At 51.7% G+C, this 26,205-nt stretch carries 22 protein-coding genes; 10 read left to right on the forward strand and 12 right to left on the reverse strand.

The features are described from left to right. On the reverse strand, positions 1 to 861 hold an 861-nt coding region (locus C4542_03055; protein ID RJO62574.1), incomplete at its 3' end, for a homocitrate synthase. Positions 862 to 1,051: 190 nt separating this feature from the next. Between C4542_03055 and C4542_03060 the strand changes: the two genes are divergently transcribed. From C4542_03060 to C4542_03085, 6 genes are all read left to right on the forward strand, one after another. After that, complete coding sequence (locus tag C4542_03060; GenBank protein RJO62575.1) at positions 1,052 to 1,519, forward strand: hypothetical protein; 468 nt, start codon at positions 1,052 to 1,054, stop codon at positions 1,517 to 1,519. A gap of 259 nt (positions 1,520 to 1,778) precedes the next feature. Further along, positions 1,779 to 3,362 carry an NAD(P)H-hydrate dehydratase gene (locus C4542_03065; GenBank protein RJO62576.1) on the forward strand — a complete coding sequence of 528 codons (1,584 nt, stop codon included), beginning with the start codon at positions 1,779 to 1,781 and terminating at the stop codon, positions 3,360 to 3,362. Between the two features lie 109 nt (positions 3,363 to 3,471). Continuing rightward, positions 3,472 to 4,239, forward strand: a complete 768-nt coding sequence (locus tag C4542_03070; protein ID RJO62577.1) for a type III pantothenate kinase — start codon at positions 3,472 to 3,474, stop codon at positions 4,237 to 4,239. A gap of 190 nt (positions 4,240 to 4,429) precedes the next feature. Further along, positions 4,430 to 5,608, forward strand: coding sequence for a bifunctional phosphopantothenoylcysteine decarboxylase/phosphopantothenate--cysteine ligase CoaBC (gene coaBC / locus C4542_03075; GenBank protein ID RJO62578.1), 1,179 nt, complete (start codon positions 4,430 to 4,432; stop codon positions 5,606 to 5,608). Positions 5,609 to 5,733: 125 nt separating this feature from the next. Next, positions 5,734 to 6,738, forward strand: coding sequence for a HEAT repeat domain-containing protein (locus C4542_03080; protein RJO62579.1), 1,005 nt, complete (start codon positions 5,734 to 5,736; stop codon positions 6,736 to 6,738). 436 nt (positions 6,739 to 7,174) lie between these two features. Further along, the gene (locus C4542_03085) at positions 7,175 to 9,829 is read left to right on the forward strand and encodes a valine--tRNA ligase (protein RJO62580.1); all 2,655 of its coding nucleotides are present in this window, start codon (positions 7,175 to 7,177) and stop codon (positions 9,827 to 9,829) included. A 147-nt stretch (positions 9,830 to 9,976) separates the two neighbouring features. On the opposite strand, the gene C4542_03090 is transcribed toward C4542_03085, so the two are convergent. From C4542_03090 to C4542_03120, 7 genes are all read right to left on the reverse strand, one after another. After that, complete coding sequence (locus tag C4542_03090) at positions 9,977 to 10,381, reverse strand: hypothetical protein (GenBank protein ID RJO62581.1); 405 nt, start codon at positions 10,379 to 10,381, stop codon at positions 9,977 to 9,979. A gap of 203 nt (positions 10,382 to 10,584) precedes the next feature. Beyond that, positions 10,585 to 11,262 carry a hypothetical protein gene (locus C4542_03095; GenBank protein RJO62582.1) on the reverse strand — a complete coding sequence of 226 codons (678 nt, stop codon included), beginning with the start codon at positions 11,260 to 11,262 and terminating at the stop codon, positions 10,585 to 10,587. Between the two features lie 3 nt (positions 11,263 to 11,265). After that, positions 11,266 to 14,223: a preprotein translocase subunit SecA gene (gene secA / locus C4542_03100; protein RJO62583.1), complete on the reverse strand. Its 2,958-nt coding sequence runs from the start codon at positions 14,221 to 14,223 to the stop codon at positions 11,266 to 11,268. Continuing rightward, entirely contained in the window at positions 14,216 to 14,446 is a 231-nt protein-coding gene (locus C4542_03105) for a DUF2007 domain-containing protein (GenBank protein ID RJO62584.1), read from the reverse strand. The genes secA and C4542_03105 overlap by 8 nt, the downstream gene beginning before the upstream one ends. A 236-nt stretch (positions 14,447 to 14,682) precedes the next feature. Continuing rightward, positions 14,683 to 15,657 (reverse strand): ribose-phosphate pyrophosphokinase, encoded by a 975-nt coding sequence (locus C4542_03110; GenBank protein ID RJO62603.1) that lies wholly within the window; start codon positions 15,655 to 15,657, stop codon positions 14,683 to 14,685. An 11-nt stretch (positions 15,658 to 15,668) separates the two neighbouring features. Continuing rightward, positions 15,669 to 16,916, reverse strand: a complete 1,248-nt coding sequence (locus C4542_03115; GenBank protein RJO62585.1) for a serine hydroxymethyltransferase — start codon at positions 16,914 to 16,916, stop codon at positions 15,669 to 15,671. A 318-nt stretch (positions 16,917 to 17,234) separates the two neighbouring features. After that, positions 17,235 to 18,557: a hypothetical protein gene (locus C4542_03120; GenBank protein RJO62586.1), complete on the reverse strand. Its 1,323-nt coding sequence runs from the start codon at positions 18,555 to 18,557 to the stop codon at positions 17,235 to 17,237. Positions 18,558 to 19,080: 523 nt separating this feature from the next. Between C4542_03120 and C4542_03125 the strand changes: the two genes are divergently transcribed. Next, positions 19,081 to 19,608, forward strand: a complete 528-nt coding sequence (locus tag C4542_03125; protein ID RJO62587.1) for a hypothetical protein — start codon at positions 19,081 to 19,083, stop codon at positions 19,606 to 19,608. After that, positions 19,575 to 20,558: an IS6 family transposase gene (locus C4542_03130; protein ID RJO62588.1), complete on the forward strand. Its 984-nt coding sequence runs from the start codon at positions 19,575 to 19,577 to the stop codon at positions 20,556 to 20,558. Before C4542_03125 ends, C4542_03130 begins: the two co-directional genes overlap by 34 nt. A gap of 122 nt (positions 20,559 to 20,680) precedes the next feature. Here the strand turns inward: C4542_03130 and C4542_03135 are convergent, their stop codons facing one another. After that, positions 20,681 to 21,010 carry a hypothetical protein gene (locus C4542_03135; protein RJO62589.1) on the reverse strand — a complete coding sequence of 110 codons (330 nt, stop codon included), beginning with the start codon at positions 21,008 to 21,010 and terminating at the stop codon, positions 20,681 to 20,683. A gap of 54 nt (positions 21,011 to 21,064) precedes the next feature. Here C4542_03135 and C4542_03140 point away from each other — a divergent pair, with 54 nt between their 5' ends. Then, complete coding sequence (locus C4542_03140) at positions 21,065 to 22,066, forward strand: DDE domain-containing protein (GenBank protein RJO62590.1); 1,002 nt, start codon at positions 21,065 to 21,067, stop codon at positions 22,064 to 22,066. Between the two features lie 283 nt (positions 22,067 to 22,349). Further along, positions 22,350 to 22,580 (forward strand): hypothetical protein, encoded by a 231-nt coding sequence (locus tag C4542_03145; protein ID RJO62591.1) that lies wholly within the window; start codon positions 22,350 to 22,352, stop codon positions 22,578 to 22,580. Here the strand turns inward: C4542_03145 and C4542_03150 are convergent. The 3 genes from C4542_03150 to C4542_03160 form a co-directional block, all read right to left on the reverse strand. Next, complete coding sequence (locus C4542_03150; protein ID RJO62592.1) at positions 22,567 to 22,749, reverse strand: hypothetical protein; 183 nt, start codon at positions 22,747 to 22,749, stop codon at positions 22,567 to 22,569. The genes C4542_03145 and C4542_03150 overlap by 14 nt on opposite strands. Before the next feature lie 358 nt (positions 22,750 to 23,107). Then, the gene (locus tag C4542_03155) at positions 23,108 to 24,994 is read right to left on the reverse strand and encodes a phospholipid carrier-dependent glycosyltransferase (GenBank protein ID RJO62593.1); all 1,887 of its coding nucleotides are present in this window, start codon (positions 24,992 to 24,994) and stop codon (positions 23,108 to 23,110) included. Continuing rightward, positions 24,982 to 26,061 carry a glycosyltransferase family 2 protein gene (locus C4542_03160; GenBank protein RJO62594.1) on the reverse strand — a complete coding sequence of 360 codons (1,080 nt, stop codon included), beginning with the start codon at positions 26,059 to 26,061 and terminating at the stop codon, positions 24,982 to 24,984. Before C4542_03160 ends, C4542_03155 begins: the two co-directional genes overlap by 13 nt. Positions 26,062 to 26,205: the final 144 nt, after the last annotated feature.

A 26,205-nucleotide genomic window follows, 5' to 3' on the forward strand; every position in this document is an offset into this window, starting at 1 on the left:
CACTCCAAAGGCATAACTGGCAAACTGGGCCAGCTTCCAGGCTTTGTCGAGCTTGATATTCCCGGCAAGCTGATATTTTTCGTTGAATCCCTTGGACTTGGTGATGGCCAGTATTACCGACACCAGGTCGGCATTGCCGGCACGTTCTCCGATGCCATTGACAGTCGTGTTGATGTAGGCGTCCTGGCCGCCGTCGATAGCGCCTTTGGCGCCGGCGATAGAAGTGGCGACTGCCATGCCCAGGTCGCCGTGGCAATGCAGTTCGATAGGCAACTCGACTTTTTGCGCCAGCGTTCTGGCGGTCTCGTATATGGAGAACGGATTGTCGTAACCCAGCGTGTCGCAATAGCGCAGGCGGGCGGCCCCGTGAGCGTTAGCGGCCTGTCCGTATTTCACCAGATAATCCAGGTCGGTACGCGAGGCGTCTTCGGCGTTGATTCCCACGCTCTCGGCCCCATGAGCCAGCGCGGCGTCCAGCGCTTCGGTCATCTCGGCGATGATGTCGTCTTTGTTCTTGCGGCCTTTGAACTTGCCGTCGATCATCTGGTTCGATGTGGAAATGGAGAGGTTGAGGTGTTTGATGGTAGGCACTTGCTTGAAGGCCAGTTCGACGTCCTCGACGATAGCGCGCATCCAGCCGCCGAGCACTATGTGCTTGATGACACCCATTTTGGCCAGCTCCAGGTTGGCCTGAAGGTAACGCTGCTCGTGGCGCGTAGTGGGGAAGCCGAACTCGCTCTGAAAAATGCCCATTTCGTCCAGGTAGAGGTTTATCATGGTCTTTTCGAGCTTGGACAGCCCCAGGCGGGCGGTCTGCACGCCGTCGCGGTTGGTTACGTCGATGAGGTAAATCTTAGGCAAAAGTAGCCCCCTCTCTTGAGCCGGGGAATAATCACAAATAGTAACATAAAAAAGCCTTTATGGCAACCGGTTTGAAGCTGGTTTATGAACGGTTAAAGCTAATTCATCCGTGGAGGCAGCGAGATTTGCCGTAAAATTGCCGTTAAAAGCAGGCAATATGCTGGAGTAAACCTGCTATATTTAGACTGTCATGGACGCTCCTCGCTTTATGGCCGACCAGAATGTAGGCAAGCTGGCGCGTTTACTGCGCATGCTGGGCTTCGATACCCTCTTTTTCGATGGCCGAGATGACGGCGAGATGGTGCAGCTGGCGCTGGAACAGGGCAGAATAATCCTCACGCGCAACACCCGCATCATGCAAAGGAAGCTGGTGACGAGCGGGCGGCTCAAAGCTGTTTTGCTCGTCTCTGATCGTCCCGAAGAGCAGGTATGCCATGTCATAAAATCACTCCGACTAAAAGATAGTTTTTGTCCTTTTACTCTCTGTATCGAGGACAATCATCCTCTGGAATTAAGGGGTAAAGAGGAGGTGAAGGACAGAGTGCCTCCTTATGTGTTCCAGACTCAGGCGCAATACATGGAATGCCCTCATTGCAAGCGTATCTACTGGCGCGGCACGCACTGGCAGGCGATGACGGGCCGGATTGATAAGCTTTAATACTTTTGGCTTCGGCAAAAAAGGGAGTCAAAAGGGTAAATACGAAGCACGAAATGCGAAATCCGAAACAAACTCGAAGTTCCGAAACTCAAATGCTCAAAACACTTGGAAATTTGGATTTGGGTCATTCGTGCTTGTTTAGTTTTTAGATATTAGAATTTAGAATTTCCCCATTTGTCTCGTGCTTCGATATTCGTATTTCGTATTTTTGAGCGCCGGGTGTTGATAATGCCCTTGATTGTTGTTAAACTCGTTTCATATGAAAATCGTAACGGCAGTGGAAATGAAGCAGCTCGAAACCGAAGCTGAAAAACTCGGCATACCTACCTCTCAACTGATGGAGAACGCCGGACGGGCGGTGGCTGAAAACGCGCGGCGTCTGCTTGGCGGCCTCGCTGGCAAAAAAGTGCTGGTGCTGGCCGGTCCAGGCAACAACGGCGGCGATGGGCTGGTGGCGGCGCGCTACCTGCGTGAGTGGGGCGGGGAGGTCAACCTCTATCTTTGCTCCCAGCGGCCATCCGACGATGCGAATCTTAAACTGGCTCTGGAGTGGGGCATTACCACCGTAGGCTCTGAGGCGGATGCCAATCAGGCTCAGTTACTCGACCTACTCGCGTCAGCCGATATGGTTATAGACGCCATCTTCGGAACAGGCCAGAGCCGCGCCATTGAAGGTATTTTTCAAAAAGTGCTGTTAAGGCTGGGAGAAGCCAAAAATGCGCGCCCGGCGCTCAAAATCCTGGCTGTGGACCTGCCGTCCGGCCTGAACGCCGACAGCGGTTCAGCCGACCCGGTGGCACCTTTCGCCGACTACACCGTTACCCTCGGCCTGCCCAAGCGCGGGCTGTATGCTCCTTCCGGTGCCGAAAGAGCGGGTGAGGTTATCGTGGCCGATATCGGTATACCCGTACAGCTTACCGAGAATCTCAAGTCGGAGACAGTCACATCGGAGTGGGCGCGCGCGGCATTGCCTCACCGCGCTCCGTATTCTCACAAGGGCAGTTTCGGCAAAGCGCTGGTGGTGGCTGGCTCGGTCAATTATATCGGCGCGGCCTATCTGGCTTGCAGCGGCGCCATGAGAGTTGGGGTGGGGCTTGTGACACTGGCCGCCGGCAGGAGCCTGCGGGAAGTGATTGCTTCCAGGCTGGCGGAAGCCACCTATCTGCCCCTGATTGAGTCGCCTTCGGGTACGGTATATCCCGATGCTTATAAAACTATTCTCGAAGCCGCGCCGGATTATAATGCCGTGCTCATCGGCTGCGGGCTGGGGCAAAAACCTACCGCCAAAGAGCTGGCGCTCAAGACCATCTTCAGGTTGCAGGAATCACAGAAAATTGTTCTGGATGCCGATGCCCTCAATTACCTTGCCAGCGTGAGAGAATGGTGGAAACGCATCCCATTCGATATGGTGTTGACGCCCCATCCCGGCGAAATGGCGCGCCTGTGCGGGCTGACCACAGAAGACGTTCAGGCCAACCGCTTCGAAGTGTCCAGTCAAAAAGCCGCTGAATGGAACAAGACCATAGTGCTCAAGGGAGCCAATACCGTTATCGCCGCGCCGGACGGTGCGCTGCGCATCAACCCCTCCGCCAATGCCGGGCTGGCCTCGGCGGGCACGGGTGATGTTCTGGCCGGGGCCATTGCCGGGCTGCTGGCGCAGGGCATGAAGCTCTTTGACGGCGCGAAACTTGGAGTCTATCTGCACTCTGAAGCTGGCGAGAGAGTCAGGCAGAGGCTGGGAGATGCCGGCATGATAGCCTCGGACCTCCTGCCGGAATTGCCGCTGGTAATAAAGGAGCTAAAAGGAAACGAGAAGCACCAAATTCTAAGCACCAAACACTAAATAATATCAAAATTCAAATATCAAATGTTTTAAACTTTGGATTTTGAAATTTGAACTTATTTAGAATTTAGAAATTGGGATTTAGTATTTTCGTATCGAGGACAAAGCAATGTTATTGGCAATCGGAATCGGCAATACCTCCATCAAGCTCGGCGTTTTTGACGGGGAAAAGCTGGCATCCGCCTGGCACATCGCCACCGACATACGTCACACGCCGGATGAGTACTCCGTTACGCTGTTCAGTCTGCTCGAACAGGGAAACGTCGAGAAATCGGACCTTACCGAAGCCGCTATGTGGTGCACCGTGCCCCCGCTCATCCCCACTTTCGAAGAACTACTGCGAAAGCATTTCGGTATATCCCCTCTTGTTGTGGGCGCAGGCATCAAGACAGGCGTGCGCATTCGCATGGATAACCCCAGGGAGGTGGGCGCCGACCGCATCGTCAATGCTGCCGCCGTCCACTCGCTTTACCCCGGCACGACCATCATCGTGGACATGGGCACGGCCACTACTTTCGACACCGTCTCCAGAGAGGGGGACTACCTGGGGGGAGCCATCGCGCCCGGCATCATGATGGCGGCGGAGGCTCTTTTCACCCGCCCGGCCCAGCTCTACCGCGTGCAGCTCGCTGCCCCCAAAAAGGCTATCGGCACGAGCACCGTCAGCGCCATGCAGTCGGGCATCATTTTCGGCTACACCTCGCTGGTGGAGGGCATGGTGCAGCGCATTCAGCGAGAGCTACCGGAGAAGGCCAGAGTCATTGCCACCGGGGGTTATGCCTCGCTCATACTCAAAGAGACGGATGTTATAGAAATGGTCAATCCCGACCTGGCTTTGATAGGGTTGAGGATAATAAATCAGCTCAATAAGACATAAATAATCTTTCCCTTTCCCTCGGCGGGAGAGGATTGAGAGCCTGCACTGAGCGTAGCGAATGTGTGAGGGTGAGTGAGTTTCTCCCCTTGGAAAGGGGAGATTAAGAGGGATTCTTTAGGATGTCTGACGGGCACAGCAAAAATCGTGAGTGGATTTGTATTATTGACTGATAGTTCAGGAGGTTGATGATATGTTGACGGACAAGATAGTCGTTCTGGGGATTACGGGGAGCATAGCGGCTTACAAGGCGGCGGAGCTGGCCAGCAAGCTGACTCACGCGGGCGTCAGGGTGGACGTGGTCATGACGGATGCGGCGCAGAAGTTCATCTCGCCGCTCACGCTGCGTTCGCTGACGCGCCGTCCGGTAGCTTCCGACATGTGGGAGATGTCCTCGGAGTTCAGCATCCAGCACGTGTCCCTGGCGCAGGCGGCAGACGTGGTGGTTATTGCTCCGGCTACGGCCAACATCATCGCCAGAATTGCCTGCGGCATGGCCGACGACCTGCTCTCCGCCACCGTCCTGGCGACCAAAGCCCCGGTCGTCATCGCTCCGGCCATGAACGTCAATATGTACGAGAATTCCGTCACCCAGGAAAACCTGGCCAAGCTCAAAGAGCGCGGTTTCACCATCGTCGAACCTGGCACCGGAAGTCTGGCTTGCGATGCGGTAGGGAAGGGGCGCCTGGCTGAAATTGAGCAGATAATCGGCGCCATCAAGATGGTGCTGGGCAGGGATGGGGATATGGCGGGCAAGAAGGTGGTGGTTACCGCCGGGGGCACGCGCGAACCTATCGATCCGGTGCGCTTCATCGGCAACCGCTCGTCCGGCAAGATGGGCTGCGCTTTAGCCGAGGCCGCCCGCGACAGGGGAGCAACTGTGACGCTTATTTCAGCCGCTAGCCTGCCCCAACCCGGCGGGATGGAAGTGGTTTACGTGGAAAGCGCAGGCCAGATGCTCGAAGCGGTGCAGAAAGCTGTCAAGAAGGCCGATGCTTTAGTGATGGCGGCGGCGGTGGCCGATTTCAAACCCAAAGTAATGGCAAAATCAAAGATTAAAAAAGCGGCGCTGGCGCTCAACCTGGAGCTTGAGCGCACGCCCGACATACTGGCCGAGGTTGACGGCAACTTTATCCGCGTGGGTTTCGCCGCCGAGAGCGAAAACCTCGTAGTCAACGCCAAGAAGAAGCTGGCAGACAAGGTGCTCGACCTCATCGTAGCCAACGACGTCACGGCCAAGGGCAGCGGTTTCGGCACGGACACCAACAAGGTGACGCTCATCAGCCGCGACGGCAACGAAGAAGACCTGCCCCTCATGACCAAGCGCGAGGTGGCGGATAAGGTGTGGGATTGGGTGGTGGCGAACGAGTAGGGTAACATCCTTAAGCCCAGGGTGGAGCGTGCAGGTTAAATCATAGAAAATATGCCAGTCGATAATATTCTCTACAAGAATAATTTGGAGTATAATCTTACAGATTCATATCAGCGGAGACCAATTTGATAGACATCTCAAAAAAGCTTGGTATTGAAACAATCGGAGAGCTTCAAAGCAAAAAGGACGTTGGAGCGCTGATTAACATTGTTGAAAAATCCAAATATCCGAGTGATGTTCGGTTTGCTATCAACGCTTTGGGTATGTTGAAAGCTAAAACGGCGGTAGAACCTATCATCTGTGCATTATTAAGCGATTCTTTTCAGGATATTGCCGTGAGAGCTTTAGGTGATATTGGAAGCGAGAAAGCGGTAAGGCCGCTCTGTCTTCTTCTTCAGAATGTTCATACAGCAAAACTCAATCGCGAAGCCATATTACATTCATTGGGCAAAATAGCATCAAAGGAAGCGGCAGGTATTATAATCAATTACCTTGATACTGATATAGGCGAAATAGCGTTGTCAGTTCTTAAAAACCTGGGCACGTTGGGGGTTGGAGAACTGATATTTGCTCTGGGCACCGACCTGAGAGACACAGCCATCGCTGCTCTAGGGCAAATAGGCGAGAATGCTAAAGAAGCCACAGTTCCACTACTAAAGATACTTGAAACAGTTATCGACAAAGAGGCACCGGAGTGCAATGTTTTAATGTCCCTCGCCTTGATAAAAGACCATGATGCTGTCGAACCGCTAATCAATGCTATTAAATATAATACTTCACACGGGGATGACGACTACGCATTTCAAAACCAGATAATTTTTACTTTGGGTGACATAGGCGATAAAGAAGCCACTGCGCCTTTGGTTCGTCTCATGCTCCGCAATGACGAATCGAGGGTAAGGGGAACGGCGGCAGCAGCTCTAGGTAAAATAGGAGATAACACCGCCATCGAACCTTTGATTAGCGTTCTGGAAAATGATAGAGAAAATGGGTTTGTGAGGGATAGTGCAGCTTGGGCACTGCTGCACTTGGATGAGGGGAAAACCGCTCTCCCTCTCTTGAAATATTTGAAACAGTATCACAAGGGCATTTTTGATTCCATAAAACACCTCCAATTTCCATTTGAGTAGGGGCGAGGCATGCCTCGCCCGCGTCATGTAGTGGCACAGCACGCCGTGCCGACGCCTCTGGATTGTCGGGTCGAGCCCGACAATGACATTGATGAAGAAAGCAGATGCGTCATTCAACTCTTTACATTCCGTGCCTTCTGCTGTATAACAGTACAGATGTTCTATATCCCCTTGATGTGCTGAGCGCATGAGCGATTTAACAATTGAATAACCCCGCATTTGAGCCAAAAAGAGGCAAAATAACATTACTAAACCCTACTAATCAGTAATTGTTTCCCACGCCTGGCTCATGCCTGAAAAGGAGCATTTGTTTCCCAGAAAAATTTTTCGCCGGGAAACGAATACGAATCGACCTCAACCGCTCGAATCGGTTTAGGCACTCGTCAGTCATAAGTGGTAAAATAGGCAACTTATATATTTGCAAAGGACGAGCGCCATGACAGACCAATCCATACCCGAACTCTCCAAGGCCTACGAGCCGCACCAGGTAGAGCAGAAGTGGTACGCCTACTGGATGCAGAAGGGCTACTTCACACCGCAGATAGACCCGTCCAAGAAGCCCTTTGTCATCATCCAGCCGCCCCCCAACATCACCGGCGACCTGCACCTGGGCCATGCCCTCACCGCCACGCTGGAAGACATCATGATACGCTGGCACCGCATGATGGGAGAGCCCACGCTGTGGCTGCCGGGCGAGGACCATGCCGGCATCGCGGCGCAGGTGGTGGTCGAGAGGATGCTCGCCAAAGAGGGGTTGACGCGTCACCAGATAGGCCGCGAGAAGTTCAATGAGCGCATGTGGCAGTGGGTCAACGGCTGCCGCGCCAACATCTCCAACCAGCACAAGCGGCTGGGCGTCTCCTGTGACTGGACGCGCGAGCGTTTTACACTCGACCCCGGCCCCTCACGCGCCGTGCGCACCTTCTTCGTCAATCTGTACGAGAAGGGGCTCATTTACCGCGGGGAGCGCATCATAAACTGGTGCGCACGCTGCGCCACCGCCCTCTCCGACCTCGAAGTGGAGCACGAGGACGTATCGGCCCACCTCTGGTATATCAAGTACCCGCTGGAGGACGGCAGCGGATTTATCACCGTAGCCACCACCCGCCCCGAGACCATGCTGGGCGACACCGCTGTGGCCGTCAATCCGGCGGACGGACGCTATAAATCCCTCGTCGGCAAAAATGTAAAACTCCCGTTGATGAACAGGATTATTCCCGTGGTTGCCGATGATTCCGTTTCGACCGAGTTCGGCACGGGCGCGGTCAAGGTGACCCCGGCTCACGACCCGTCGGACTTTGAGATTGGCTTACGACATAACCTTCCTGTGGTCAATATTCTTGCCAACGACGTCAGCATCAACGAGAACGGCAGCAAGTTCGCCGGCATGGACCGCTTCGCCGCGCGCAAGGCTATCGTCGCGGAACTCGATGGAGAGGGCTTGTTGGAAAAGGTAGAACCCCACACCCATGCCGTGGGGCACTGCCAGCGCTGCCGCACAGTTATAGAGCCCATCGCCAGCCGCCAGTGGTTTGTCAAGATTGCCCCGCTGGCTGAGCCCGCTATCGAGGCCGTCAAGAGCGGCCGGATCACCATCGTTCCGGAGCGCTTCACCAAGGTCTATCTCAACTGGATGGAGAACATCCGCGACTGGTGCATTTCCAGGCAACTGTGGTGGGGGCACCGCATCCCGGTGTGGTACTGCGGCTGCGGCGAGACGATAGTCGCCACGGACGAACCCAAAAAATGCCTCAAGTGCGGCTCGGAACACCTCAAGCAGGACCCAGACGTGCTGGATACCTGGTTCTCCTCGGGACTCTGGACGCACTCCACGCTGGGATGGCCGGATAAAACGCAGGACCTCGCGTATTTCTATCCCACCACCGTCATGGAAACGGCCTACGATATTCTTTTCTTCTGGGTGGTGCGCATGATAATGATGGGCATTGAGAACATGGGCGAGCCGCCTTTCCGCTACGTTTACCTGCACGGGCTCATCCGCGACGAAAAAGGCGACAAAATGAGCAAGACCAAGGGCAACGTCATCGACCCGCTCGCGGTCATGGATAAATACGGAACAGATGCCCTGCGCTTTGCCGTTATCACGGGCACTACGCCCGGCAATGACAGCAAGTTGTCCTCCACCAAACTGGAGGCTGGACGCAACTTCGCCAACAAGCTGTGGAACGCCGCGCGCTTCGTGCTGCGTTACGCCGGCAAAGACGGCGCGGACGCCACCATCAACGTCTCGGCTCTGACGCTCGAAGACCGCTGGATAATCTCGCGCCTCAATGGCACAGTGGCTGAGGCATCCGAGTTGATGCAGGAGTTCGAGTTCGGCGAGGCGCTGCGCAAGATACACGATTTCCTGTGGGGCGAGTATTGCGACTGGTATATCGAGCTGGCCAAGACGCGCCTGGCGGATAAATTTGCCTCATCGCCGCTGCCGGTGCTGGTGCACGTGCTGGAAACCTCCCTGCGCATGCTGCATCCCTACATGCCCTTTGTGACCGAGGAGCTGTGGCAAAACCTTAACCGCGCCTTCAACCTGGGCTGTGGCGACTCCATCATGGTGGCATCCTACCCGGAGGCTGCCGAGATGAGTCCAGACATCGCTGCCGAGTTGGTGATAGATTCCCTCATCGAAATCGTGCGCTCGGTGCGCAACACGCGCGCCGAATATGAGGTAGAGACCAACCGTCTTATCGAGGCCAGCGTCTATGCTGGCGAACTCGCTCCCCTGCTCAAACCCTACGCAGGGGCTATTGAGACGCTGGCCAAAGCCAGAGTCACCATAGAAGCCGAACGCAAAGGCGAGGTGCCGCCGCAGGCGCTGGTGCTGGTGCTGGAGACGAGCGAGGTGGTCATTCCTATGGCCAGCATGTTCGACCTGCGCAGCGAAATGGAGCGCATCACGAAGGAAATGACCGATGCCGTGCTGGAAATAGGCAGACTGGAAACGCTGCTAGGTGACAAAGCCTTCTGCGACAAGGCCCCGGCGGCGGTAGTAGAGAAGCAGCAGGAAAAGCGGGCTTCCGCGCGTGAGAAACTGACACGCCTCAAAGAGCATAAGGAGCGGCTGGCGGGATAGACACTTTCTGCTTTGAGATACACAAAACGTACGATGAACTAAAATCATTCACCCTCACCTATGCCTCTCCCCTCAAGGGAGGAAAAAAATATAATCCCCGCTCATGTGAGCGGGGATTTTTCTTACTCAACCTGAATTCGAGTAAACCTACTTGTAACTCTCGCGCCTCCAGGGCCAGGGGAAGAACAAGAGGAAGCCGATAAGGAAAAGCGCGGTTACCAGCAGGTTCCACCAGATGGCTCCGAAAGTGACATACCCTTTCACAATGGTGTAAATCTGCCCGACCAGAGTGAGAGCGCTCCACAGGATGGCGAACCTGACGGCATTGACGTTCTTTACAGGGTTAAAGCTGCCGATAATGAAAAAGAATCCGCCAGCGATAAGGGTGGCTCCAGTGATAGCAAGGATATAAGCCACAAAATCGGTGGCTACCGACATGTAAGTCGGAAATTCAGTGGGGAACTTGTCGAAGCCGATATAGCCGTATATCCGGTCAGGCATCAGCCACATGACCAGGCCTTCGGCCATCTGGATAGCTCCGTACAGTATCATGGACAACCTTAGATTCCACATACTTTACCTCCTGAATCCGGGCACATTTTCACATAGAAAGAGAGTGGTGTCAATAGACCGGGATAAATACTAAATTCTAATATCTAAATCCTAAATAAATTCAAATTTCAAAATGCAAAGTTTAGGTCATTTAATATTTGAGTTTTGAGCTTATTTAGTATTTGAAATTGGGCGCTTAGAATTTATCGGCTTGTGTTTTTTCTCATCCAGTCGAGGGCTTTCTTGGTATCCGAGGCGATGCGGGGCTTTTCACAGTGCTGCAAGCGGTACTTGAAGCGCCAGTAGCTGAATTCCTTCATCTGCTGAAGCGTGGTGCTTACGCCCGAAGCGTAGCCCTTTTCCTTGCGGAACTGGTGCAGCAAAACACGCTGCGGCTCTTCGTAGATACGGCGGTAGGTCTCGTCGATAATCTGCGCCTCTTTGTGCATGTTGAGCCCGCCCTCTTCCTTGCGCACCTCTTCTTCCACAGCCTGTAAAAGCGCCTCCTCGGCGGTGACGCCGTAGAAGAAGTTGAGGTACTGGCCGAAGCGTTTGTCGCCCAGCAGCTCTTTGGTCTTGTCAGGCGTGAGCACTGCTGGGGGTTTGTTGTGGAAAAGGAAATCCATTTTTTCCTTTTCAGGGATGAAGTCTCCAGCGGCCTTGAGCAGGCGTTCTGCCACTTGCAGCAAATCAAAGGCTTCATCGGCGATGATGTAGTGATAGGTCTTGCCGCCGGCGGTTTCCTCGCTGACAGGCCAGTTTTTCACCGCCTCCAGCAGGGCTAAATACCAGTTTTTGCCGGAGGATATGTCCGTCTTGAAACGGTGTACAGCCTCGTCAACGGCAGGGACGGGGGTTGAAGTTTCACCGCTCGCTGACATTTCTCACTTCCCGCAGCAATGCTTGTACTTCTTGCCGCTGCCGCAGGGACAGGGCTCGTTGCGCCCCGGCTTCTGACCTGGTTTAAGCGACGGCTTATTCTCGCCCGGCTTGCCCACTATTTTGGTCATTGGGGAAGAGGGGGGCGGGGCCGCCTGCCCCGGTGCTCCGGGTTTAGAGATGGATACGCGGTATATCAGATGCGTCACGTCGTCGCGGATGGCATCGCGAAGCTCTTCGAACATGATACTAGCTCGTTGTTTATAGGCCACTATGGGATCCAACCCTCGCATTGATTCAAGCCCTACTCCTTGACGCATATTGTCTGTAGCGGTGAGGTGCTCCACCCACAGCGTGTCAATGACGCGCAGCATCACCAACCGTTCCAGTGTGCGCATGTTGGCTGGCCCTACTTCTCCTTCCTTTTTGGCGTAAAGCTCCTCGGCCGTCTGGACGAACTGGTCCACTGCTTCCTCAGTCTGCATTTGAGCCAGCGCTTCGGGAGTAATCTCCGGCGGGACAGGGAATATGTTGTTAATAGCGGTTCTCAGCGCGGCGAAATCGGGCTCCTCTCCACCGGGCACTTTTACGAATCTATCCACCTCTACTTCGATGACGGCCTTGACCATGTCCAGTATGTTGGAGCGCAGGTCGGCGCCGCTGAGGATTTTGTGGCGCTCGCCGTAAATAATCTCGCGCTGTTTGTTGATGACGTCGTCGTAGTCCACCAGGTGCTTGCGGATGTCGAAGTTGAAGCCCTCGACCTTGGTCTGGGCGTTTTCGATGCTGCGCGAAATAAGCCGGTTCTCAATGGGCGTGTTCTCGTCCATGCCGGCCCAGTTCATGATGCCCTGTATGCGTTCGCCGCCGAAGCGGCGCATCAGCTCGTCGTCCAGTCCCACGTAGAAGCGCGACGAACCGGGGTCGCCCTGGCGTCCGGCGCGGCCACGGAGCTGGTTATCGATACGGCGCGCTTCATGGCGCTCGCTGCCGAGGACGTGTAACCCTCCAAGGGCTACCACCTTGTCGTGCCTGGCCTGCCACTCGGCTTTCGCCTTTTCGTCGCCGCCTTCAGGCGGCTTGCCGCCCAGTATGATGTCCACGCCGCGCCCGGCCATATTGGTGGCCACGGTAACAGCGCCGGGATTCCCCGCTTCTGCGATAAATTGAGCCTCCTGCTCGTGCTTCTTAGCGTTGAGCACATTGTGTTTGATGCCGCGGCGGTTGAGCATTTCGCTCAGTATCTCCGAGTTCTCGATGGCCACCGTACCGATGAGCACCGGGCGGCCCAGCTTGTGCATTTCTTCCACTTCGCGCACCAGCGCCTTGAACTTGGATTCTTCGTTCTTGAATATCTGGTCGCTGGCGTCTTCACGCGCCTGCGGCTTGTTGGTGGGGATGACCACTACTTCCAGCTTGTATATTTTGGAAAATTCCTCGGCCTCGGTGACGGCCGTGCCGGTCATGCCGGCCAGCTTGGCGTACATGCGGAAATAGTTCTGGATGGTGACAGTTGCGTATGTCCGATTCTCTGCTTCAACCTTGACGTTTTCCTTAGCTTCGATAGCTTGATGCAATCCTTCCGAATAGCGGCGTCCCACCAAGACTCGACCTGTAAATTCATCAACGATAAGAACTTTACCTTCTTTAACCATATACTGATGGTCAATATGATAAAACTGTTTGGCGCGTAGCGCGTTTTGAACACGCTGTTTCTTGTGAGTGCGTTCCAAAGGTTCTTCGATGGGTTCCTGTGTTGTTTTGCGCTCACCCTGCGGTTGGATTTCGCTTATTTTGTTTCTTAGGGTTTCATCCTCGAAAAGCAAAGGGTCATGTAACCATATTGCGAGCTTTTCTTGACCTTCTTGTGTAAGAACAATACTTTGGTTCTTTTCATCGTATTCATAGTCGTATCCAACGTTTTTAGCCTCGGAATCTTCACTGTACATGTTTCGTCGTTCCGATGGGTCAATTTCCCTGCCCTTGAGTTTGCTGACAAGTTGTGAAATCTTACGATACTCATCGGTAGGGGTTTCTCCTGGGCCGCTGATAATGAGAGGCGTTCGTGCCTCATCTATGAGCAGGTTGTCAGCCTCGTCTACGATGGCATAGTTCTGTTCCCGCTGCACGGTCTGGCTGAGGTCAACGGCCATGTTGTCGCGTAGATAGTCGAAACCGAACTCGGCGGAGGTGCCGTAGGTGATGTCCGCCAGATACGCATCTTTGCGCGGGATGGGCTTGAAGTGGCGCCAGGGGTCGGTGTCCTTGCCGGAATCATAAGCAGGGTCGAAAAGTCGGGAGGGCAGGTGCTCTGCCTCGGACTGCATGGGATAGATGCTGGCCACGCTCAAACCGAGGGCGTGGAAGACAGGTCCCATCCAGTATGGGTCGCGCCTCGCCAGGTAATCGTTGACGGTAACCAGGTGCACGCCGCGCCCGGTGAGAGCATTGAGGTATAGCGGCAGGGTAGCCACTAGCGTTTTACCCTCGCCGGTGCGCATCTCGGCAATGCGGCCATGATGCAGCACAATGCCGCCCATGAGCTGGACATCGAAATGGCGCTGGTGGATGGTTCTCCTGGCGGCTTCGCGCACGGCGGCAAAGGCCTCAGGCAGCAGTTCGTCGAGGAAGGCATTTTCTTCCTTGCGCAGGTCCTTGTCCAACTCTCTGGTTTCGTCTTGCAATCTTTTGCACTGGACGGAAATCTCAGCTTTGCGGTCTATCTCATCGACGGTATTCAGGCAGCTCTGGGCTTCCGCCAACTCTTTTTTGACATCGTCGATTTCCTGCTTTTTACCAGCAACGGCATCGACCAGCCGTTTCATAAACTCGGCCGTCTTGCCCTTGAGTTCTTCGTCGTTGAGCTTATGAAACTCGGGGTCGAGCTCGTTAATGCGTTTTACAGTGGGCGCCAGCTTTTTGAGCTCGCGCTCGTTGGAATCACCTGCGAACCAGCTAAACATCTGCTTGTGCCTCTATTATCTTCCTGGCCTCGTCGGCCTGCGCTTCAACGACCATTATTTTAACCTCTCCCATGCCGTCCATCACGAACGGCTGCATGGATAAAGCGGCGTTACCCTGCATGAGCGAGGGTATGCCGCAGCTCTCCAGCAGGCCTTTAATGACCTGCGCTTCCATCTCGCCGTGGGCGGTATAGACCTTTACCAGCCTGTCTTTAGATTTCATAACTCATATACTTGTCATTGCGAGACCGCCGAAAGCGGTCGTGGCAATCCCTGGTAGTAGGTTACTAAATGAGGGATTATTTCTGCTATGGCAGGACACCATCATCTTGTCCACCGGCACTCACTGTCATACCTTCAAAGAAGTGCTTCCGGAGATTCCCACGGTCGCTACGCTCCCTCGGAAAGACAGCTACGGATTACTCCGCAGGCTTTAAGCCTCTTCACAACTATTATAGGTTATTTGTGCTCTTCGTACATGGCGCCCACCGAAAGCCCGGTGTGGATGCGGTGGATGGCCTCGCCCAGCAGGGGTGCGATGGGCAGTACCGTAATCTTATCGAGGTGCTTGCCCGGCGGCACGGGTATAGTGTCGGTGACGATAACCTCTTTCACCGGGGAGGCGGCGATGCGCTGTATGGCGGGGCCGGAAAAGACCGGGTGCGAGGCGCAGGCGTACACATCTTTGGCTCCCTCTTTGAGCAGGGCCTCCACCGCGTGCACCAGCGAACCGGCGGTGTCTATCTCGTCGTCGAAGGTGATGGCTGTTTTGCCAACCACGTCGCCGATGATGTTGAGCGTTTCGGTCTGGTCGTTGTTGCCCACGCGGCGCTTTTCTACGATGGCCAACGGGGCGTTCAGGCGGGCGGCCATATCGCGCGATTTCTTGGAAATGCCGATATCGGTGGCTACCACCACCATGTTTTTAAGTTTTTTGTTCTTGATATAGTTAGCGATAAGGGTCTGGGCGGAGAGCTCGTCCACCGGAATGCTGAAGAAGCCCTGTATCTGGCCGGCATGCAGGTCTACCAGGAGGGCGCGCGACGCCCCGGCGGTGGTGATGAGGTCGGCCACCAGGCGGGCGGTAATGGGCACGCGCGGCTGGTCTTTTTTATCGGTGCGGCCGTAGCCGTAATAGGGTATGACGGCAGTGATGCGGTCGGCTGAAGCGCGCCAGAAGGCATCCAGCATGATGAGCAGCTCCACCAGGTTGTTGTTCACCGGAGAGCAGACCGGCTGAATGAGAAAAACGTCACGCGAGCGCACGTTCTCAAGGATGCGGACAAAGATATTCTCATTGGAAAACTGAGTGACCTCGCACCTGCCCAGAGGCATACCCAGGTAGTCGCAAACGGATTGCGCCAAGGCGGGATGAGCCCGGCCGGCGAATACCTTCAGTTCTTCCATTCCGCATTCTCCTTCATTCATTAACAGCCGCTTGCGGCCTAGGAGTCCACTCCCGGGACCGGGAAGCGGCTGCAAATACCCTGCACTTCGTCGTGTATCTCTTTTTCCACTGCCGGGTCATCTATGTGGCTGATTATTTTGACGATAAAGCAGGAGATGGCTTTCATCTCCTCCACGCCGAAGCCGCGGCTGGTCACCGCCGGCGTGCCGAGCCTCATGCCTCCGGTCACTCTGGCCGAGTGTCCGTTGGTGAAGGGCACGGTGTTGCGGTTAACCACTATACCTGCTCGTCCCAGTGACTCCTCGGCCTGCTTGCCGGTGACACCGGTGCTGGCCAGGTCAACCAGCACCAGGTGATTGTCGGTACCGCCGCTCACCAGGCGGAGTCCGGCTCTCTTCAGCTCGCTTGCCAGCGTGGAGGCATTCTGCAGCGTGCGTTTCTGGTAGTCGATAAAATCGGGTTTTGACGCCTCCAGGAAAGCCACCGCCTTGGCGGCAATGACGTGCATCAGCGGGCCGCCCTGCATGCGCGGGAAGACGGCCGAATCAAGAGCGTGCCCCAGGTCTTTTCGGCACAGCACGAAGCCGCCGCGCGGGCCTCTGAGCGTCTTGTGCGTGGTGGATGTCACCATCTCCGAGTAAGGGATAGGGGATGGATGCAGGCCGGCCGCCACGAGGCCGGCGATATGCGCCATGTCCACCATTACTTTAGCCCCCACCATATCGGCGATGCGGCGCAGGCGTTCGAAATCTATAATGCGCGGATAGGCCGAAGCTCCTGCCACGATGAGCTTGGGTTTATGCTCGACAGCCAGTTTTTCAAGCTCGGCATAGTCGATGCGCTCGGTCTCGCGGTTGAGGCCATAGCTCACGAACTTATAGGCTTTGCCGGAGAAGTTGACCGGAGAGCCGTGAGTAAGATGTCCGCCGTGCGAGAGCTCCATACCCAGCACGGTGTCCCCGTATTCGATGAGAGTAAAATAGGCTGCCATGTTGGCCTGGGCGCCGGCGTGAGGCTGCACGTTGGCGTATTCCGCGCCGAAAAGTTTTTGCGCCCGTTCGATAGCGATGGATTCGATGGTGTCCATGTTGCCGCAGCCGCCGTAGTAGCGCTTGCCGGGGTAGCCCTCGGCGTATTTATTGGTTAAAAATGAGCCCTGGGCTTCCAGCACGGCACGGCTGGTGTAGTTCTCTGACGCGATGAGGTTGATGGTCTCTTTCTGCCGTTTTCCTTCCAGGGCTATGGCACAACTGATTTCGGGGTCTGCCTTTTCGAGTGAACTCATAAATTCCTTCCTCATGGGACAAAAAGAATATAAAGCACCGTAAATGATGCAAATTATATTTTAACTCTTGAGGCTCATTATTAGCAACCGAAAAAGAGAAAAAGGTTCTGTTCGGTATTCGTGGATACTATTCGAGGCTATTTAAAGCTGCCTTTACTTATTTCCTTAATGTCTTTTTGCATTTCCTTTAACGTCTGAGAAATCGTTTCTAAGTTCTCATTTATCCCGACAAGCGCATCTGTTATTTGCTCCATGACAATTCCAAATCTAGTCTCAATGTAACCTTCTTTACCTACCATCATTCTTCCCCCTTCTGTTTTATTTAAGGCTTTTATCAAGCTGTAACTCGATTATTTCGGACACTTTTATCGGGCGGATGGTAATACCTTCTTCTCTTTCAGCCCTGCGGATTTCCTTATCAGCATCACGGCTAAAGTCAAAACCTACAAATATGCCCTGATTCCGCTTATCTCGTTTCATGGCTGTAATAAACCCATCTATTTCTGGTCGTCCTACTTGGTCGGTTCTTTTAACTTGTATCGGAATATAGTTATCTATTTCCCCGAATAAATCCCGCTTGTCCGATTTTTCTTTTTGAATATCCTCTATCGGATATAATTTCCCATCAATGCCCATATCCCTAACCCTAGCTTTGTTCGGGATTCCACCTATGGCATTTATAGCCCAATTTTGGAATTCAAATGCAGGATAGACCCTCAATTCTTCAACAGATTTTGGCATATCCCGCACGATAAAATCCCCGCCCTCTTTCAACGCCATGCTTTCGAGTCGTTGCGCCATAACCCTGCAAGCAGTAGGGGATATATCAATGCCTATCCATTTACGCTTTAGTAATTGCGAGGCGACTATCGTTGTTCCGCAACCACAAAATGCATCGAGGATTACATCGCCGTCCTTACTACATGAGCCTACGATTCGGTTCAATAGCGTCAAGGGTTTTTGGGTAGGATACCCAAGCCGTTCTTTAGCAGATGTATTGATGATTGGTATGTCCCAAACATCATCTATCGCACGCCCATTATCAACCACTTCATCAATGTATATTTTATATTCGTGGCTTTTGCCCTTACCAGCATGCCCCCATATCCATTCACGCCCATCTTCATCCCTATGAAGTTCCTGTTTTTTCATTTGGAGGTATTCTTCACGTGTATATTTTTCGGAGGGGTAATTATAAATTACGCCATGCTCACTTTTTGCATAGAACAAAATATCATCATGCTTTGAATTGAATTTGTTTTGTGATACCATCCTGCGCCCTGTGTAATGCCAAACAATGTTATTTCTAAAATTGTTATACCCAAAATAATCATCCCTATCTAGTAAGACCTTAATGTAATGTGCCGCGTGCCAATCGCAATGATAGAAAAATAAGCCAGTATTTTTTAATACACGATATAACTCTTTAAGGCGTGGCGACATATAATCTACATACGCACGCGCATCTTCAAATCTATCCTCAAAATGCCGCTTTTCTTGCTCTTGCCAAAACGCTACATAGTTACGATTAGAGCTGAAGGGTGGGTCTATGTAAATAAGGTCTATGCTTTCGTCTGGTATCTCTTTGAGTTTTTTAAGACAATCGCCGCAATAGATTATATTTGTTAGCAATTCAGACATAGCACCTCCAAGTTCATCGCTATTTTACCACACACGCACAAGTAGGTGTTGATTTTGACAAACATAAATCTAAAGAATACTATATAGGTAATACTGTGTTAGTATTCTTTTTTAAGGGGTGATTAATGCCAGCTAGAAAAGTAATCCACATCAAGACTTGCAAAAGGTGTAAGCATAAGTGGATGGCTAGGGTAACTAACCCTACTGTATGCCCCAACTGCATGAGCCCTTATTGGAATAAGGCCAGAAAGAAATAGATATGGAAAAGATAGTTTTCAAAGTGTAAGCGAATTATCGCAAGCATAGAAAGGTCTATAAATATACGCTGACTGAATTCGGTTGTAAGCATTGCGGTTCTAACGAAGTCGTCAAGTATGGTCTTGAAGGGGTTCTCATGCAACTGGGTGTAATCTATCTCCCGCTAGGTGTATGCTACCTCAATGTGAGGTAAAAGCATATGAGAAAAAAGCTAATCTCGGCACTGATAACAATTTGCACGTCATTCGTGGGGTGGGGGTGGCCAATGGCGGCTAATTGGTTCCAGATGATAGCTAGAGTCATTTCTATAATATCCTTTATTATTTTAGTAATGATACTTGCTAAAAAATGGCTTCGAAAACCTATCCAGTCAATCGGAAACTTCTTCTTTTCGTTGCTCGAAGAAGATAATAACCTATGCGTGTTCCCATATATCAGAATAATTAACGCTTATAGAGCGTATTTTAATGACGAAGCACTTGTTTTTGTTACAGTATTTCTGCCAAGCTCACTCATTATTAAACGTCAATTTAAACTTAAGGGGACACTCACACTTAGCGGCCATCCAAGTGAATCTCCGTTTATTAAAACTATAGAAGTAAACGCCCAAGCGGTAAATCGAATAGATGCTTGGGAGTTTCCAATAAGCCAAGACACACTTGAGCTTATTAAAACCCGTGTTAATGAGGGGAAGCCATTTAGCGCTGTTCTCCATTTAGAAGATATAGATAATACTGGTATTCATTGGGATACCGAAGAATGGACAACATTACTTTTGACAAAGGTGAATTAAATATGCCTCATCCTAAATTTGAAATTTGCCATGCTTCGATAGCTGGTGCGAAGCCATATAAGCACGGCTCGCACACCCTTCATGTATGCTCGGCTGATAGCGATATAGGGCATCGGCATTTCACCGAGCCTGAGCCGATTGTCTGCAAATGGTGCGGTTCAAAAGACATTATGAAATACGGCATAAGCGAAGGCGGGCAAGAGTATATCTGCAAAGTATGCAAGCGTAAATTCACTAACCGAGACATGCCTTTTGGCAAGCGTTCGACTGCCGAGAATATTGGTACGAGCATTAGTTCCTACTATGACGGCCTCTCGTTTGCCGATATTGCTCGGCATCTTTCCGAGAGCGGCAATCCCGTAAACGAGTCTACTGTCTATCGCTGGGTAATTTCATACACTGAGAAGGCCGTCAAAATGATGGAGTCGTATAAGCCTAAAGTGGGTGGAATTTGGATTGCCGACGAAACGGCTATCAAGTTTAATGGCGAGCTTTATTGGCTTTGGGATTTAATTGATAAAAATACCCGTTTCCTATTGGCAAGCTACCTTTCTGAAAAACGTGGGACATATCAAGCACAACGCCTGATGGAGCTGGCCGCCAAACGTGCGGGTAGGATTCCTAAGACAGTCATCACCGATAAGCTGGCTGCCTATTTGGATGGCATAGAAGTGCCCTTTGGCTCAGATACCGACCACATTCAAAGTTCGCCTTTTGCAGCGCAAGATGACACGAACGTTATAGAGAGATTTCAAGGGACTATCAAAGACCGCACAAAGGTCATTCGAGGCTTCAAAACACTTGAGACAGCCATAATCATACTTGACGGCTTCTTGGTTCACTATAACTTTTTCAAACCGCATCTTTCACTGGGGAAAACGCCTGCTGAACAGGCAGGTTTAAAGATACCATTCAAAACGTGGACTGAATTTGTGAGGGGGGATAAATAAGATGGCAAACAGCTTTGTTTCCCATGCGTTAGAATCAATAGATTATGGCAAAATCCTGAGAAGCAAATTTGAAGAATCTAAGGGATTACGGGAAACCGAAATTAGTATAAAAAATCTACTTGTTAAGGTGTGGAAGATGGGTTCGTTAGCTTCTCGCCCATCTTCTCAATCAAAGTAAGCATCACAGTGTTATTTGTGGCAGTTGTGATACTTTGAGCACGAAGATAGGCAACTAAAATTCGAATGAAATTATTGAGAGTATCATTGATGTTTTCGACCTTGATTTCGCTAATTAAATCTTCCCATTCACTCCATTCTGGAGGCGATTCACCATGTTCACTCGCTTCGAGTTCTGAATCGTATTTATCAAGGAATAGCCTTAGTAATTCTATTGTATTTTTTGTGATTGTAGCGGGGTCAGTCATAGCCTTTATAGCATCGGTATTTTCCACGCTCCACCCCCTTATGCGCTTTAACTATTATACCATGAGGTTACACTCCGATGCATGAGAACCCTTGAAGGTGGGATTCAGTATTTTTGGTGCAAAACCTGTCAGCGTAAGTTTGCCGATAATGATGCCTTGCCTGGTATGCATACCCCAATCCCACAAGTTTCATCATCCTTGAATATGTATTACTCTGGCATGAGCATAGACGAAATACGCTTGCACCTAGACCAAGAGCACAACAACAAGCCTTCAGACAGCACGATTTACGACTGGATTAAGCGGTTTAGCACCGAAGCAAAAGGGGCAACCGACACATATAAACCAAATGTCGGGGATGTTTGGCTTGCTGATGAAACAGTCATTGATTTAAATGGGGTCAAGGCATTTTTCTGGGATTGTATCGATGTAAAGACCCGTTTTTTATTAGCATCACAACTTACATACAATCGCACCAGCCAACATGCGAAAAATCTTATCGAAATGGCTGTAAAGCGTGCTGGCAAGCAACCAAAGAAATTGATAACAGATAAACTAGGCGCATATGTTGAAGGGGCTGAATCGGCATTAGGTGGGGATACAGAGCATATACAGACTAAAGGCTTCATAGTCCAGCCAAATACAAACTTGTTAGAGCGTTTTCACGGCTCATTAAAGAGCCGAACAAAAGTCATGCGTGGCTTAAAAACGCCTGAAGGTGCTTCGATGATTCTTGACGGCTGGTTAGTCTATTACAACTTCTTTAGACCTCATGAAAGCCTAGAGAACAAAACGCCCGCCGAAAAAGCGGGCATCAAATCCACAATGCAAAACTGGCGTGATGTAGTCGTGCAATCAAGAGGAACTAACCTTAATTATGATACTGGCGAATTGTTGGCACGACTTCCAGAATGGCAACGGCTTACACGCCCATCGGTAGATATGGGAACACCCACTAGATACGGGCTAACAAAAAAGAAAAAGGGGGTGATGAAAAAGCGAGTGAAAAGAGCACCAGTCATAGAGGTTGCACGGATGCCGATGATAACGGCAATCTCTCTAAATAGACGTAAGAGCAGATAACTACTAATTACCTGCTCTTACCCATTCGGCAAGGGGGCTTGGTCTAAAGGTCAGGACATCTGTCTTTAACACCGATAATGCGGGTTCGATTCCCGTAGCCCCCACTTGTCCCTTATCTGTATCCTAAAGCTATTTATTCCGATTGTCAATGTAGATTTAAGGAGGTTAGTTAATATGCCAATTCCTAAAAAATGGTCAAAATTCACAAAAGATAATGTGAATAAGCTAGATGGTAGTCGTGGCTCATATGAGTTGGCGAATAAAGATAAACGGATAATAGACATTGGCGGCAGTGATTGCGGAAGTGGTGGTTGCCGCAATAGACTACAGTCGCATCTGCGTGATAACAAATATCCTACCGCCAGGTTTTTTCGTGTCCATGAAGCTAATCTTTTTGATAGTGGCATATCTTTGGAAGCCTCTCATAGCTCAAAATATCAGGGCAAAACGGGCAGAAAACCTCGCTATACACAACGCTCTCCCAAAAAGAATAATTGGTTTTAGCCCACTCTAATATCTAAACCATCGCTAGAAACACGGGCGGATTTGTAGATTCGTTCTAACTCTGCCCGTGTTTTGTATTTCAAACCCTTTAATAGTGTAGCCCTAACGAATGGCTTGGCTTTTTTAGTCTTGTCTTTTATCCCGTGAATTAATTCCGCTTTAGTCAATGTGTTTTCCATCACTTTTCACCCCCTCATTTTGAATATCTAATCCCCGTCCCATCTTTATCTACTCGAATAGACCCATAAATCCTTTCAAGAGTTGCTTTGGGCTTATTGTCTAAACCTCTTAATAAGTCTGCCCTGACTATGGGTTTTGCCCTCTTTGTTTTAGTCCTTATTCCATCTATTAACTCTGATTTTGAAAGGTTACTTTTCATACCTAAATTACCCCCGTCTTGGCTCTTTCCACGAATTCCGAACAGAGCCAGAGAAAAATAATCTAAAGTCCAGAGAAAAATTGATAGAGGGGTTCTGAGACTCGGTGCAGACGAGCATGAAGCAGGTTAGAACCTGTCCCGGCACGGAGGGATAATAATCAAGGCTGGATTGTGTCTGTCGGAGATGGGTTAGCTGCATCCTGCGGCGGGAGCGCGTTGTCCCTGATGATGCGGTTTACAGCAAGATGGATAATGGCAAAAAGTATCCAGGTGATGGCTAGTCCTATCACGGCGCTGACCACCCAGAGAAAAGATACCTCCGGCAGTCCCCAGGGAGCGTTGCCCGTCACCAGCCAGCCTTTAAGCGGCCAGTAGAGGACGAAACGCATTATCAGTGTGGCAATGGCGGCAGCTACATAAAACTGGATGGTAAAGCGCCAGCCGAAGCCCAGATAATTCAGAGCGAAGAGAAGCAACATTGCACTGACGGGTATGGAAATCCACAGGTGCAGCGGTGAAAGGATGCTGAATGATAATAAGTGGACCAGCAGGAACGAGGTCACGCCAAGCTGCATGAAGCGCTTGCGGAAGCCGCCGGTGCGTTTCTCTATCCTCTTGAGAAAGCCGGCCAGGATGAGAGCTGTGCCTATGGCGATGGCCCCGATGGTCGGCAGGTAGTAGAACATGTAGGTAATGCGGTTGGTGGCCAGGAAAAGCGGCACCCACACCAGCCAGGTGCCGATTATCCAGCAGACGACAAAGATAGCGGCGTTCTTCTCCGGGTTGTTCCTCCGTATGAAGGACTTAACGACGGCGTAGGGGATGACGGCTAGGCCACTGAGCCAGAGCGATGGGCTGAGCATGCCGGTATAGCTGGGCGTGTACCAGTAGGGCAGCATGATATTTTTGTAATTTTCCGGGTGGAACAGCCAGCCGTAAAAATAGAACGAGCCGGTAGGGGAAAGTATCCACTCCCAGGGGCGGGCGGGGAAAGCCCCGTCGTAGCTGAATTTGATGCTGCCGGTCTGTGTCAGAGCGTTCTTGATATCGCCCACGATGCCCTGGTCCCAGTGCCCCCAGACAACGAAAGGAATCCACTTGGTCCAGATGACCATTTCGAAAACGCTGTAAAGCAGGAAAAAGGCGATAGGCGCCAGAGCCATGGACAGAATGAATACGATGGGGCTGGAGTAGGTAGCCCAGAAACCGCGTTTTTTCGCCGGCTCAGCCTGGCTAGGCACAACCTGGGCGGTATCGGAAGGAGAATTGATTACTGTTTCTGCACTTGCCGAGACGCTTTCAAGAACGGGCGTTGACTGCTCAACAATCGTGATTTGAGACGCTGATTGTTCCACAACCGGGGCTTGAGGCGGTAACTGCTCGACAACTGGTGCTTGAGACGGCGACTGGGCAACGACTGGAACTTGTGACGATACCTGTTGAACCGTATTCCCCATGTCGTGTTTGTAACCGATAATCATCCAGTGCAGGCCGATGGGAATGATGGCCAGGATGCCGCTGAACTTGGAAAGCCCGGCCAGTGCCACGGAGACGGCTGCCGCCCACCACCAGCGCGAGCCCTTGAGATAGAACCAGAAGGCGAATATGGCAAAAGCTACCTCAAATATATCCAGCATGGTCATGCCGCTGTGGATGAACATGAGGTTTTCCGTTCCAAGCAACAGTGTGGCCAGGAAAGCCGTCTTGTGGGATGTACCCAGCTTGCGGCAGATGTCGTAAAAGGCTATCAGGGCGATAGTGCTTAGCAAGACGGCCGGCATGCGCCAGCCCCAGGGGTTGTCGCCGAAAATCTCGATGCCGCCGGCGATGATAAGCTTGGCCAGGGGCGGGTGCTCCACGCGCAAGGTGCCTTCCCCTGTGACGATACGTCGGGCGTCGGGCACATAGTGTTGCTCGTCGAAAAGGGGCTCGTTGGGGCGGGTGATGGTGGCCAGGTGCAGCCCCAGCACCACCAGAAGCAGTACCAGCAGGGGGAAATACTGCCAGCGGATGAGCTGCTTGAAGCCGATTTTTATCTTTTCCATGTCCACAGGTTATTGGCTATGTAATTCCACAACATCGAGACGGCTATGCCGATCAGGTTGGCTATCAGATAATATACCCCGAACTCTGTCTTGAAAAGCCATAACAGACCCAGGTTTATGCCTACGGCTACCAGGCTCACAAGGTTGAACTGTCCCAGCTTGGTCAAATAGGATTTTACACCGTTTCCTTTAAGGTCGGCAAAAGTGAACCAGTGATTGAGGACGAAATTGGTGATGATGGACGTTTCGATGGCAATGGCCGAGGACAACATGAAAAAAAGCCCGACTTTATCCGTTAATAGCCAGAGCAATCCTTCGTTCACTAATACGCCGCTTCCCCCGACGAGGCAAAATTTCAGGAAGCGGACAAGTTCCCCGCTTCTCTGCATCAGGCTGAAGATGTGCTTTAGATACTCGATTTCCTGTTTCACATCCAGCTTGCTCTTGCCCTTCTCGCGGGGCTGGAACATGAAGGGCACTTCGGCGACTTTGCCGGCCGTACCCATCACCAGCATCTCCAGCAGTACCTTGTAACCTATAGGCGCCAGCGTAACCCCGGATATAACGCTCTTTTTGAAGGCGAAGAAACCTGACATAGGGTCTTTTACCTTACGGCTCTGCGGCAGAAGGATATGAGCCAGCATGATGGCCCCATTGGAGATTAGCTGCCGTGTTTTACTCCAGCCGGCGGTTCCTCCGCCCGGAACATACCTGCTGGCCACGGCGATGTCTGCCCCAGCGCGTATTGCCTCGATAAGTGCAGGGATAACCTCAGGCGGGTGCTGCAGGTCGGCATCCATCACCACCACGGTGTCGAAGGATACCATGCCGAAGCCATCAACCACTGCTGAAGCCAGGCCTTTTTTATCCTTACGCACGACAACCCTCGCCGGGTATTTGGAGGAAAGTGCCTTTATCAGTTCCGGGGTGCCGTCGCGGCTGTCGTCGTCAACGAAGACCACTTCGTAGTCATTACCGGTAATGGCACCGGCAATGCGCTCCAGGAGCAGGGCGATGTTGTCATGCTCGTTATAGGTGGGGATGAGAATCGAAAATGATTTAGACATTTATCATTGCTCTATAGACATGTCTCTGCTGAACATTCCGATTATTCTACCACAACTCGGTTAAGTTGGAGAAAAGAAAGGCTGAACGCCCATGAGCAGATGCTTCCATATCCAATAGTGTCTTATTCCGTTGATTGACAGTGG

The sequence above is a fragment of the Dehalococcoidia bacterium genome (assembly GCA_003597995.1).
GTDB lineage: Bacteria > Chloroflexota > Dehalococcoidia > Dehalococcoidales > UBA1222 > SURF-27.